General features: G+C 48.6%; 9 protein-coding genes. 5 read left to right on the top strand and 4 right to left on the bottom strand.

The window, feature by feature from the left end; all coding sequences use genetic code 11:
- Positions 1 to 15: 15 nt before the first annotated feature.
- Together MHB71_RS23380 and MHB71_RS23375 are read left to right on the top strand one after the other, a co-directional pair.
- Positions 16 to 1,686 carry an iron ABC transporter permease gene (locus MHB71_RS23380; RefSeq protein WP_076319625.1) on the top strand — a complete coding sequence of 557 codons (1,671 nt, stop codon included), beginning with the start codon at positions 16 to 18 and terminating at the stop codon, positions 1,684 to 1,686.
- Positions 1,683 to 3,269 (top strand): MBL fold metallo-hydrolase, encoded by a 1,587-nt coding sequence (locus MHB71_RS23375; RefSeq protein WP_340027842.1) that lies wholly within the window; start codon positions 1,683 to 1,685, stop codon positions 3,267 to 3,269. The genes MHB71_RS23380 and MHB71_RS23375 overlap by 4 nt, the downstream gene beginning before the upstream one ends.
- A gap of 76 nt (positions 3,270 to 3,345) precedes the next feature.
- Here MHB71_RS23375 and MHB71_RS23370 read toward each other — a convergent pair whose 3' ends face one another.
- Together MHB71_RS23370 and MHB71_RS23365 are read right to left on the bottom strand one after the other, a co-directional pair.
- Positions 3,346 to 3,906, bottom strand: coding sequence for a GerMN domain-containing protein (locus MHB71_RS23370; RefSeq protein ID WP_340027841.1), 561 nt, complete (start codon positions 3,904 to 3,906; stop codon positions 3,346 to 3,348).
- A gap of 34 nt (positions 3,907 to 3,940) precedes the next feature.
- Positions 3,941 to 5,353 (bottom strand): N-acetylmuramoyl-L-alanine amidase family protein, encoded by a 1,413-nt coding sequence (locus tag MHB71_RS23365; protein ID WP_340027840.1) that lies wholly within the window; start codon positions 5,351 to 5,353, stop codon positions 3,941 to 3,943.
- Positions 5,354 to 5,635: 282 nt separating this feature from the next.
- Between MHB71_RS23365 and MHB71_RS23360 the strand changes: the two genes are divergently transcribed.
- Together MHB71_RS23360 and MHB71_RS23355 are read left to right on the top strand one after the other, a co-directional pair.
- Positions 5,636 to 6,865 (top strand): anhydro-N-acetylmuramic acid kinase, encoded by a 1,230-nt coding sequence (locus MHB71_RS23360; protein ID WP_340027839.1) that lies wholly within the window; start codon positions 5,636 to 5,638, stop codon positions 6,863 to 6,865.
- Between the two features lie 125 nt (positions 6,866 to 6,990).
- Complete coding sequence (locus MHB71_RS23355; RefSeq protein WP_036616797.1) at positions 6,991 to 7,830, top strand: MurR/RpiR family transcriptional regulator; 840 nt, start codon at positions 6,991 to 6,993, stop codon at positions 7,828 to 7,830.
- 149 nt (positions 7,831 to 7,979) lie between these two features.
- Here MHB71_RS23355 and murQ read toward each other — a convergent pair whose 3' ends face one another.
- Both murQ and MHB71_RS23345 read right to left on the bottom strand, forming a co-directional pair.
- Positions 7,980 to 8,885, bottom strand: a complete 906-nt coding sequence (murQ, locus tag MHB71_RS23350) for an N-acetylmuramic acid 6-phosphate etherase (protein WP_100527788.1) — start codon at positions 8,883 to 8,885, stop codon at positions 7,980 to 7,982.
- Between the two features lie 22 nt (positions 8,886 to 8,907).
- Complete coding sequence (locus tag MHB71_RS23345) at positions 8,908 to 9,870, bottom strand: BadF/BadG/BcrA/BcrD ATPase family protein (RefSeq protein WP_340027838.1); 963 nt, start codon at positions 9,868 to 9,870, stop codon at positions 8,908 to 8,910.
- A gap of 357 nt (positions 9,871 to 10,227) precedes the next feature.
- Between MHB71_RS23345 and MHB71_RS23340 the strand changes: the two genes are divergently transcribed.
- The gene (locus tag MHB71_RS23340; protein WP_340027837.1) at positions 10,228 to 11,580 is read left to right on the top strand and encodes an extracellular solute-binding protein; all 1,353 of its coding nucleotides are present in this window, start codon (positions 10,228 to 10,230) and stop codon (positions 11,578 to 11,580) included.
- Positions 11,581 to 11,615: the final 35 nt, after the last annotated feature.

Genomic DNA, 11,615 nt, shown 5'->3' with positions numbered 1-11,615 from the left:
GTGAAACCTGTTGGAATGGACAACAACCGAATTTTTCGGAGAGTGGGCGTGATTCTGGCCCTCTTTCTGCTGACCATAAGCATTGGCGTGCCGCTCTTGCTGATCTTCTGGCAAAGTGTGTATCCGGATGGACAATGGGACTGGATGGCTCCGATTCGCACGATTACAGGTCATCATCTATCAGGTGTATTGCTGAATTCCGTCTGGCTTGGCATCTGCGTTGTAGCGGTAACTACGCTGCTGGCGCTACCGCTGGCTTGGATGATGGCGAAGACTCGGATGGGTGAGCATCGCTGGGTCGATGTAATCCTGATGATTCCGTTCATGACTCCGCCGTATATCGGATCGATGGGCTGGATTCTGTTTATGCAAAAAGGGGGGTATCTCCAGCAATGGGTGCCCTCATCTGCGGGCTGGAGTGAGCTGTTCTTCAGTTTCTGGGGCATGGTGCTCATCATGAGCTTGCACCTGTTCCCGTTCCTGTATCTGCTGCTTAGAGATGCGTTGATCCGCATCGGTGGCAATCTGGAAGAAGCGGGAGCCGTGCATGGTGCACGTGCAGGGTACCGTTTCAGACGTATTATTTTACCCTTATTGTTGTCATCTTACGGCATGGGGATCATGCTGGTCTTTGTCAAAACGATTGCGGAATTCGGAACTCCGGCAACCTTCGGGCGCAAGATTGGCTATTATGTCATGACCTCCGAGATCCATAAGTACATCTCCAGTTGGCCGATTGACTTCGGCAAGGCGACTTCGCTGGCATCGGTGCTGTTGTCCGTCTGTCTGGTGATGTGGTATATGCAGTCTGCCATGAGTCGAAAGTTCACGTATCGTCTGGTCGGTGGCAAAGGGCAACGTTCGAAGCGATATTCTCTTCGTGGCGGAGCAGGATGGTTATGCGGGGTGTATCTTGCGATTCTGTTGATCCTGTCGATAGGTATCCCGTATTTCTCCATCATTGCCGCTTCGACCATGAAGTTACGGGGATCGGGAATTGCATTTGATAATCTGACCTTGGATCATTACAAAGAGCTGTTATCGTGGGGATCGGTGAGCATGAAGGCCATCGGGAACAGTCTCGGTCTATCCCTTGCGGCTTCAACGGTCGCTGTTATTATCGGAACTGGATTTGCGCTGGCGATCGGCAGATCATCTTCATTCATGCAACGTGTGATTGATTTGTTCAGTCTGTTGCCTAATACGGTGCCGGGTATCGTGATGGTCGTGGGTCTGATTCTATTCTGGAACTCACCCTGGATGCCAGTCACGTTGTATAACACCTATGGCATGGTTGTGCTCACGTACGTTGTGCTCTTCTTGCCTTACACCGTGCAGTATGTAAAATCGAGCTTTACCCAGATTGACGGAACGTTGTTCCAGGCTGGGCAAGTCTTTGGCGGGAAGCCGCTGTATATTCTGCGGCGAATCCTGATCCCGCTGATCCTGCCCGGCATGTTGGCCGGTTGGATGATGACCTTTACGATTGCTACCCGGGAGCTGGTAGGTTCGTTATTGATTCTTCCGCCGTCGATGCAGACGTCGGCTACGTATATTTTTGCCCAGTTTGAACAAGGTCAGGTATCCCTCGGCATGGCGATGGCCGTGGTGACTGTAGGTATGACTGTGCTGATGCTGCTGGGAATCGAACTGCTGAATTCAAAGAGAAAGTGGAATGCATCATGATCAAACTGAACGTATGGGGCGGTGCAGGGGAACACGGACGTTCCGCCTATCTCCTGAGCGGGAGCCAGTTCCACCTTTTGCTGGATTGTGGTGTGAAAAAAGAAGGAACGGGCGAGTATCCGCTGATTGACCCGGAGATTGTCCCGCAACTGGATGCGGTCCTCTTGTCCCACGCCCATGAGGACCATTCGGTCGCTATCCCTTTACTGTATAAGTTGGGCTACCAGGGTGAAGTGTGGACGACGAGGGAGACGAGGGCGCAGCTGCGTACGTATTTTGCCAACTGGCGTAGGTTTGTAGAGCGTGTAGGGGAAGAACTTCCTTATGATGAAGCAGATGAGCAAGCTATTCGTTATCGGTATCTGGAGGATGAGGTTGTATCCCAAACCTGGTTCGAACCCATTCCTGAAGTAAAAGTGATGTGGGGACGCAGTGGACATCTGGCCGGATCGGTGTGGTTTGGGGTTGAAATGGAAGGTAAGCGGATTTTTTATTCCGGGGACTACACGTCCGAATCGATGCTTTTACAGGAGGATTGTCCAGCGGAGGCGTTCTGGCAGACAAGCATGCTTCGTGAGATCCCGGTGTTCGATGCTCCGAGCAGCGAACAGTGGAGTACGGAGGAACTAATCGCTATAAACAGTGGGCAAAAGGCTGGAGAATTCATAACGTCACAAGATCAGACATCTGTTGCATCAGAGGCGTTGTCAAGAACACTTGTATCCATGGAGATACCCATGAAGCAGAGAAATTTCACATCCAATGTAGCAGATGGAGCAGTCAGAGCAGGCAGAGCAGACGTTGCAGACGCTGCGCCAATATCTTCCGTCGTGGTGGATCTGGCGATCGTTGATGCGGCCTACGGTACGGACCAGGATACACAGGCCGACAAACTGGAACAGCTTGAACGAGCCATTCGCCAGACGATTGCTCAAGGTGGAAAGGTGCTCTTACCTATGCCTGTCGTAGGGCGTGGACAGGAGATCATACTGTGGGCACAGCAACAATTCCCGGCTATCCCAATCGTAGTGGAACAAGGGCTGGTGGAAGGGATGAAGCAGCTTATGCATGTTCCGTATTGGTTGAGGGAGAAGGGAGAGCATGTCATTGGAAGTTCGTTGAAAGACAAAATTGATTGCTTTCTGACCGGACGAGGATGGGATCTACCTACAACCACCCAAGAGCGGGAACAACTGTTGGAACATCATGCTGCTTCGCTATGGTTCATTCCGGACGGCATGATGCAGTCCTCGCTTGCCCGTTGGTACTATAGTCAATTATCGGACAGGGAGGAGAATCTGATTCTGCTCACCGGGCATGTTGCTCATGGTACATTTGCTGATAAGTTGCTACGGGTTCCTGACAAGTATGGAGTGTGTGATGTGCGGAAAATACGTTATAAAGTACATCAGGGCTGGAAGGATGTTGAACGGATGCTGCATCAGGTTCCAGCAGGGCATACGGTCCTTGTGCATGCTGACCGGGCAGAGACGGACAGATTAAAAGAAGGATTGCTCAGAAATAGCCCGTCACCGAGAACAGTGATACATTCACTGTCTGCTGGTGACGAGCTATATGTGTGAATTGTGCATGAATCGAATTGATGCGTCAGATTGGAACGTCCCTGGGGACGTTCTTTTTCCATTGTTGTCTGATCATTTAGGGTTCGCGATGAATGGGGTGCTCCAGTTCGGCATGACCCATCAAACTATCAACGGCTTCACCATCCACCAGTATATCCAGACTCTTCACTTCATCAAATTGAAACATCGTTGTTGTTAAAGCTTCCAATGCGAGCAATTCTCCACTGGTACCGAGGTTCGCTTCAGCGGGGATATGAACATCCAAAGTCACCGTACCCTCAGCATATTGGACAGAGAGCAATTCCACCTGCACCCAGAGGGAAACAAGCTCTGAATCGGTGTTTGTTTGCAACGCTGCAAATGTTTTTTCATATTTTTCGGAGTCATCCTTGTACTCAATTTCCTGCTCTGTTTTCTCTAGCTCAAGTACCTGAGAGTCTGCCAAATATACATCGACGACTTGTGTATTCATTGTGCCCAGATCCACCTCCGTTTCGGATGGGTTTGGTGCCTGCACCTGTCCTCCCTGAACAGCAGGTTCATTTGAACCGGATTGGCTCACTGGCTTCTGGGCACATCCAACTCCGATAAGGATCAAGCATGATAATATAAGTGCACAACCTAGCTTCTTATTCAAAGAATCACTTCCTTTATCTGATTTATTTGATGATTTATAGGCCCAAATACTCCTTGATTCCATCGGCTATCGCTTGAGCGGCTTTCATCTGAACAACTTCGGACGACATCAGTTCTTCATCGAGCACATTACTCAAGAATCCCACTTCCAAAAGCACTGCAGGCATGGTCGTGTCTCGGATTACTTCCAAGTTGCCATTTTTCACACCACGATCTCTGAGACCCATGGCTTTCACCAAACGTTGATGAATGATAGTGGCTAATTCCTTGCTATTACTGCGTTGATAATAGTATGTCTCCGTACCTGTGGCTTGGGGGGCGGACTTCACACTATTGCCGTGGATAGATACGAATACATCCGCATTTAATTGATTGGCGAGTTGAACACGCTCAGGGCGAGTTGGATAAGTATCACCTTCACGAGTCATCACCAATTCGATATTGGGTTCATTGAGCAGCAGGGCTTGTACTTTGTGAGCTAATGCCAGATTGTATTCCTTTTCGGGTTTGTTCGTGATGCTGATCGTCCCTGGATCACTGCCACCGTGTCCTGGATCAATGACCACAACCTTGCGTCCTGAGTCGCCTACTGGAGTGACTGGAGCAGGTGTGACATTGTCACCCGCAACATTCAGATCAATAATCAGTTTGTCGGCAATGACGTTCTGGCTGTACTGGACATTCTTCACATTATTCAATTCTACAACAATGCGAACTTGTGCCGGTTCTCGTTTGAACAGTGAATATCTCACTTCTGTCACATTGGGATAACCGCTCACATCCAACTTGCCATTGAGTCCTTGATCCAGCGGCTGGGAGATATCACCAAAGGTGGCTCCGGGCAAGTCCACAACCAGACGATCAGGGTACTTGAGGGTCGTTACTATTGGCTGAACGGCCCCATCGGTGGATAAGACGAGCTGATTGTTGGCAAATTGGATATCGGTAACCTGAGCGGTAGAGCTTGAATCCCCTTTTTCAGGACTATTGCCTGGTTCGATAGCAGGTTCCTTACTGGTGTTTGTTAAGTATACGATCTTGTCTTGATTGTTCCATCTCACCTTAAGCCCCATTTGTTCACTGACAAATCGAATGGGCACCACCAGCGTTTTATTCAAAATCTGCGGTGCTGTGTTCAAAGTGACTTGTTTGTCAGCAACCATGGCTTGCTTTTGATCCACGGTTAGGGAAATCGTCTGTTGATCTTGCTGAATTTTTACAGTGCGTGCTTGTTGGTTCCAATCGACTTTGAATTTCAAATTTTCGGCAACGACACGAATCGGGATCATCACGTTTTTATTGATAATCGTCACCTGTACATCACTTGGGAGGACTAATTCCTCTCCATCCATAAAGATTTTCGACGTGCTTGCAGCGGCATTTCCCTGATTAGGGAGCAAAACGAGTAAGAATAGACTCAAAAACAGTAGTAAAATGGTTTTCTTCATTATGCACCTCGACTAATATTAGATCATTTTCTTAAATCCAAAATATCCCTACATAATATAAACGGTAAAAATGTAAAAATGTTTCTCTTCTGATATCTAATTATCAATTGATGGAAGAAAACATGGTGTGTGATCGCAAATGGGATGAATATCTCTCTTTTTATTTTTAATGATGTAATTAAATTTCATATAATGTTTGACTTGTGAAATTTAATATCATATACTGGGTGAAATTATGGCAGGATGATGTGTTCATCGGGTCTTGCAGGAGGTTGGAAGTGGATGGATACAGGTAGCTATCCAATGTGGGAGAAGTATCGTTTGAAGCAGGAGCATCTGGTCATCGGACTAATGTCAGGAACGTCACTTGATGGAACTGACGCGGCACTGGTGCGTATTCAAACCGATATGAGCGGGGCATTACAGCAGATAGAGCTGGTTGATTTCGTCTGTGTGCCGTATTCGAATGGATTGAGAGACCTACTGATCCGGTTATGTTCACCGAGGACGGCGCGTGTCGACGAGCTGACAGCCGCGCATTTTGGTGTATCGGAGTGGTATGCGCATAGCGTTACGGAACTGATGCAGTCTGCCGGTATCTCAACGCAGCAGGTGGATATGATTAGCATGCATGGGCAGACGGTATGGCATGCTCCTGTAGCATCTGCATTTCCAGGGCCAACGGGAGCAAGTATTGATGTGGTATCGACATTGCAGATCGGTGAATGTGCTGTCGTTCGAGAACGGACAGGACTGCCAGTGATTGGCAACCTGCGGGCAAGGGATATGGCCGCTGGTGGGGAAGGTGCCCCGCTTACGCCTTATGCGGATGCTCTGATGTTCCGTAGCCCGACGGAAGGACGGCTGGTGCAGAATATCGGTGGTATTGGCAATGTGACGGTGCTTCCCTCCGAGTCTTTTACCGAAGGTATTTCGGCATTTGATACGGGACCAGGGAATATGGTGATGGACGCCATTGTGCGGCAGGCAACGGATGGGCGGCAGCATTATGATCCGAATGGAAGTATTGCCGCACAGGGAAAGGTCGATCAGGGTCTGGTAGACCTGTGTTTGGAGGATGAGTATTTCAAAAGACTTCCACCGAAAAGTACCGGGCGAGAAGTATATGGAGCCGCGTATGCAGTGAGACTGATGGAGATGGCCGCAAAGCGTTCCTTATCTCTTGAAGATACGCTGGCTACTGCCACCTGTCTGACCGCGGAAACCATCGTGCGTGCAGTGAAGGATTTTATCCTGCCCAAGGTGCAAATATCGGCCATGCTCGCGTGCGGTGGTGGCACTTCCAATGCCACGTTAATGGAGATGATCCGTCAGAGACTACCGAAGGATATCCGTTTGGAGCGAACGGCAGATTATGGTATACCCGATGATGCTCGGGAAGCCATTGGATTTGCTTTACTTGGCCATGAGGCACTTATGGGAAGAACCAATACACTCCCGGCAGTAACCGGCGCGAAACACGCTGTAATCTCGGGCAATCTCACACTTTAGTGAGCCCTGAATTTAATATGAGTTCAGTTATGGAAGGGCGAGGAATTCGATTAGACGCGAGTGGAATTATAAGATAAAATGCTTGTACATGAATGCAGTACGGAAAGGAGGAGCGAATGGAAGGCATGAAAGGTGGACTTGTACGTTTACGCGCATTAATGGATGACTTGACCCCGTCCGAACGGAAGATCGGAGCTTATATTCTCGATCACCCGCAAGAAACTGTTCAATCCTCGGTGGCCCAGTTGTCTGAACGGAGTGGAGGCAGCCCAGCTGCAATTATCCGTCTCTGCAAATCACTAGGTGTAACGGGTTTTCAGGAGCTGAAGCTGAAGATTGCCGGAGATTTGCAGACGAGTGAGCCATATCAATATACGGAGATTCGTCCCCAGGACTCCATGGAGAGCATTATTCAGCATGTGTCCGCAAACAATATTCAGTCGGTGAAGGATACGGTTCATATTCTGGACCCACGTCTGGTGGAAAAAGCTGTGGACGTGCTTCATCAGGCAAACCGGATCTTTTTCTATGGAGTAGGGGCCTCCAACCTGATTGCGCTGGATGCACATTACAAGTTCATGCGAATCAATCGCACAAGCTTTTCGTTCGCCGATCCGCATATGCAGATTTCGTCCGCAACGACGCTTCGTGAGGATGATGCGGTGGTATGTATCTCGTATTCAGGGGAGACGTCGAACGTAATCTCCTGTCTCAAGCATGCTCATGATGGTGGTGCAGCGACAATCAGCATTACCAAGTGGGGCAGCAATACACTCAGTAGTATGGCAGATGTACCCCTGATGATTACTTCCACCGAAAGTGATATTCGAAGCGGAGCAACTTCGTCACGGATTGCACAGCTGAACGTGATCGACATTTTGTATCTAGCGATTGCCAGTCGGGATTATAACCAGTCGGTGGAATATTTGGAGAAGAGCCGACAGGCTATTCTGGAGCACAAGTGAAGTAGAACCATATGAATCCCTTTCTGTTTATGCAGGAGGGGATTTTTTGACGGATTATATCCGCTTTTAGAATAAAAAAATAAAAAAAAGAGCCCAGACTAATGTTGGGCTCCTCTCTTACCACCTCTAATAATACCCCTTGATACGGCTCAGGAAGGCCCCGCAATGGCGCTGCGGACAAATCCGTCAGCCAGATCAAGCCTGTGCTGGGCTTCCGTTGCGTCCACACCTGCCATCAGCATGACGATTGCCGTTTTTACATGACCGTCTGCACCGGTAAAAGCCTCTTCAATATCCGCTTCATTTGCTCCGGTTGCTAGATGGATCATGCGTTTGGCACGATGGACAAGCTTCTCATTCGAAGGGTTCAGATCAACCATGAAATTACGGTAAACCTTGCCCAGACGAATCATGGCGGTAGTGGTGAGCATGTTCAGAATCATTTTCTGTGCGCTGCCTGCCTTCATACGTGTTGAACCCATGACAACCTCTGGGCCGACAACAGCCTCAATGCTCACATCAGCCAACAGGGTCATCGGCGTGCCTGCATTATTACTCAGGCTGATCACCGTAGCCCCGATCTCCTTGGCATGTCTCATCGCACCCAGCACATACGGTGTTCGTCCACTGGCTGCAATGCCAACCACGACATCGTTTTTGTCTAAGCCATGTTCATCAAGGTCGGCAGCTCCCAACTCCTCACTATCTTCAGCACCTTCAACTGGGTCCTTCACTGCCCGGAATCCCCCTGCAATAATACCCTGTACCATGGAGGGCGGGGTTCCGTAGGTAGGCGGGCATTCCGAAGCGTCAAGTATTCCTAATCGTCCACTGGTACCTGCGCCTACATAAAAAAGCCTGCCGCCAGACTGAAATGCCTCCAAGATCCGATCCGCAGCTTGAGCAATGACCGGAATCAGGGGCTGAATGAGCTCCGCAATGCGTTGATCTTCCTTATTAATGAGTTCCATAATTTCTGCCGAAGGCAATTCATCTATATGATCCGTTAGTGGATTGGGTTGTTCTGTTAGTAGTGAATTCAGCATGTGATTCATCCGTATGGCCTCCTTCTCTCTTTTAAAATGATTCATTCAGGGAACGGCGTTTTCTTGCCAGTTGTGCTGCACCAACCGCTGGAGCGGGGGCATCTTCACGATATACAAAGTCCAACTCTTCATAATATTCAGATAACTTGTGAATAAATGTATTTCGGAAAAGTGTAGCGTATCGAAACATTGATCCGGACAGGACAACCGGAGTGGATGCAAATTCGGGATGACGGGCAATCAGCGCCTTGGCGGTATCCGCCAATTGTGAGGCTTCGTCGATGATCAGTGCCTGGGCGGCCTCATCTCCGAGTTCAGCTGCTTCCATAGCTAAGCGGGCGATGGATGCGGTCTCGGTTTTGCCCCAATCCGTCTGATACACTCGCGTCTTTAGCTCCGATATATCCCGAAGGCTCAGATTCTTTAGAAGAAGCGGGGTTAAACAGGTTGGAGGAAGAACACCGTCATAACTTTGCATAACCACTTGGAGTGCACGCTGCCCAATACGATAGCCGCTCCCCTCATCTCCGAGCAGATGACCCCAGCCTCCTGCACGGTATCGCTCGCCTTCCCGCGTAAATCCGTACACGATGGAACCTGTTCCAGAGATACACAATACACCGTGAGTATGTTCAAGAGAGGCCATCAGAGCAATCTCTCCTTCGGATACAACCCAGACGGGACAACCTTCTGATGCCTGTCGATTACGACTCTTCATATAGTTATTTACTGCTTCGGCTATAAGTTGCCGTTCTTGGATCGTATCTACACCTGACATACCAAGGCATATACCCTCACAATTTGTCGATAAATCACTTATTAGATTAAATAGCTGTTCCAGCACTCGTTGCAGTTCGGAAATGGCCTGTTCAGTGGATACGCTGTGAGGATTCGTGGGACCGCCGCTGAGTCGGGCGAGAATTTCACCAGATTCAGAAATGATTGCTGCATCAGTATTGGTACCGCCTCCATCTACGCCTACATATACTCGCAAAGTGGCTCACCTCGCTTGCTTGGGTTTTCTTTTTACATAGTATAGTTGCATGAAAAGAAAAAGTAAAATTAAATTTTATAATAAAAAATAATGTTGAATTTTTATTTTACAACTCATATAATGAATTCAATCTACAATTTTGGAAGGAATTAATACTGTTAATGTCAATTAAGTTGACGTTAATATTGCATTTAAGAGATTTAGCCTGCGACTGGCAGGCCCAATCTACAGGGGAGGTGCTTTTCCTTACTGCCGCGTGTATAGGTGGATGGCGTTTGAAGGCCGAACGATCACAAAAGGGGTAGCATGGTTAGGCAATGAAAGAATCGGATGATGACATGCAAAGGAGATGAAGGGATGAAAAAGAAGGGTCTGGTATGGGCAATGTTGTTGATGATGGTCTGGGTTACAGCCTGTGGGAATAGCGGAGGTGCTGCTTCGGATGACCCGAATGCCGATGATACGGTAACTGTATGGACCTATCCTGTACATGGCACATATGAAGATGAACTGAAGGATCTAATCTCTGATTTCAATAAAGAACACCCAAACATTACCGTGAAGACGGAAATGCTCTCCTGGGCGGAAGGGCCCAAAAAATTCGATGTCGCTTTGAACGCAGGCAACCCGCCGGATCTTTACTTTCATAGCGTAGACGGCACATATGTGAATACGGGATTGGCACTTGAGCTCGACAGCTACCTGACACCTGAGATCAAGGACGACTACCTGCCAGGTACGGTTGATTTAGGCCAGATTCAGGGGAAACAGTATGGACTGCCTTTGTATCAATTCCAATGGGCTTGGGGTGGCAACAAACGCATTCTGGAGGAAGCGGGCATTGATTGGAAGTCCATTCAACAAAATGGCTGGACCTGGTCCGAATTCAACGATGCTGCTACCAAGCTGACCAAAACGCTGGATGGCGGGGCCAAGCAATATGCACTGGTTACCGACGGAACCTCGCTTGACTTCATTGAAATGCTGTCTCGTAACAACGGGATGATCGATGTTCTTGATAAAGACGGCACGTTCCAATGGAATGATGGTCGCATTCTAGATACCCTCTCTTTTATCAAAAACCTGATGGATAAAGGGTATATGCCGAAGGAAACGGCGGCTCTCGCTCCAGCGAAACGTACGGATATGTTCTACGCGGGGGAAACGGCGATCATCTCCAAAGCAATTCCTTATTATGATGTGATGATTCAGAATCGCAACAAGGACATCGATGATGGCAAGGTGCAGGGAGAGAAGATTGATTTTGTCCTGTTGCCTGTACCACATAATGATGATCAACCTGCGGCCACAACGATGGGTGGCGAAGGGTATGTAGCCTTCAAACAGAAAAAGGACAAGGGCGAACAGCATGCCAAAAATACGTTCCTGGTGATGGAGGCGCTCAGTGGTGCCAAAGCAGGGAACTCGGCCAATGAACTGGCGCTTCCATTCGTAAGACAGTCCCAGGTGGATCTGTTTAAAGGAAAAGAGCTTGGTCAACCGGATAATCTGGCTGCTGCAAAAGTCATGGCAGAGAATATCGCGATGCCGGTTGTACTTGAACTGGATATCGACAAAGCATCTCAGCAAAAACAATTCAAGGAACAGGTTGTGAAGCCTAATATTCAGGCGCTGTTCTCGGGTGAAAAATCACCGGAGCAGATCGCAGAAGACTTCAAGAGCAGAGGCCAGCAGATGTTTGGACAATAACTCGGACAATCAAACATAACGTAAAACCACACTGA

Source organism: Paenibacillus sp. FSL H7-0940, from assembly GCF_037979415.1.
GTDB lineage: Bacteria > Bacillota > Bacilli > Paenibacillales > Paenibacillaceae > Paenibacillus > Paenibacillus amylolyticus.
The sequence above is the reverse complement of the archived record's forward strand: the minus strand, read 5'-3'. Positions and strand labels throughout refer to the sequence as shown.

Excerpts from the sequence above, each read along its gene's own strand:
- MHB71_RS23380 (WP_076319625.1), top strand. The coding sequence starts at position 16 with ATGGACAACAACCGAATTTTTCGGAGAGTGGGCGTGATTCTGGCCCTC.
- MHB71_RS23375 (WP_340027842.1), top strand. The coding sequence starts at position 1,683 with ATGATCAAACTGAACGTATGGGGCGGTGCAGGGGAACACGGACGTTCC.
- MHB71_RS23365 (WP_340027840.1), bottom strand. The coding sequence starts at position 5,353 with ATGAAGAAAACCATTTTACTACTGTTTTTGAGTCTATTCTTACTCGTT.
- MHB71_RS23360 (WP_340027839.1), top strand. The coding sequence starts at position 5,636 with ATGGATACAGGTAGCTATCCAATGTGGGAGAAGTATCGTTTGAAGCAG.
- MHB71_RS23355 (WP_036616797.1), top strand. The coding sequence starts at position 6,991 with ATGAAAGGTGGACTTGTACGTTTACGCGCATTAATGGATGACTTGACC.
- murQ (WP_100527788.1), bottom strand. The coding sequence starts at position 8,885 with ATGAATCACATGCTGAATTCACTACTAACAGAACAACCCAATCCACTA.
- MHB71_RS23340 (WP_340027837.1), top strand. The coding sequence starts at position 10,228 with ATGAAAAAGAAGGGTCTGGTATGGGCAATGTTGTTGATGATGGTCTGG.